Source organism: Undibacterium sp. JH2W (assembly GCF_049340425.1).
In the GTDB taxonomy this organism is placed as follows: domain Bacteria; phylum Pseudomonadota; class Gammaproteobacteria; order Burkholderiales; family Burkholderiaceae_D; genus Undibacterium.
In genome coordinates, this window is record NZ_JBMPOT010000118.1 from 1 (window position 1) to 251 (window position 251).

At 43.0% G+C, this 251-nt stretch carries 1 protein-coding gene; it reads right to left on the reverse strand.

The window, feature by feature from the left end:
- Positions 1-121 precede the first annotated feature (121 nt).
- Positions 122-232: an integrase core domain-containing protein gene (locus tag ACO0LC_RS29375; RefSeq protein ID WP_423009823.1), complete on the reverse strand. Its 111-nt coding sequence runs from the start codon at positions 230-232 to the stop codon at positions 122-124.
- Between the last annotated feature and the right edge of the window lie 19 nt (positions 233-251).

Below are 251 nucleotides of genomic sequence, written 5' to 3' on the forward strand. Positions count from 1 at the left end.
GCGCCAATACAAGTTTCACCGCTTCTTCCCGCAATTCCGGGGTATATCTTTTTTTCTGTTTCATTATTTCTCCTGATCGTTTATTTTAACAAACAGGAATGTCCGAAAAAGTCAGGATACCTCAGCCATTGACAGGCGTGGTCAGATTCAATTTCTCTTTGAGCGTTAAAAACAAACGCTCAATTCTCCCGTTCTGCCAAGGCTTGCCAGGCGCACTGAATTCCTGATGTATCCCTAATTCTTTTAGAGCC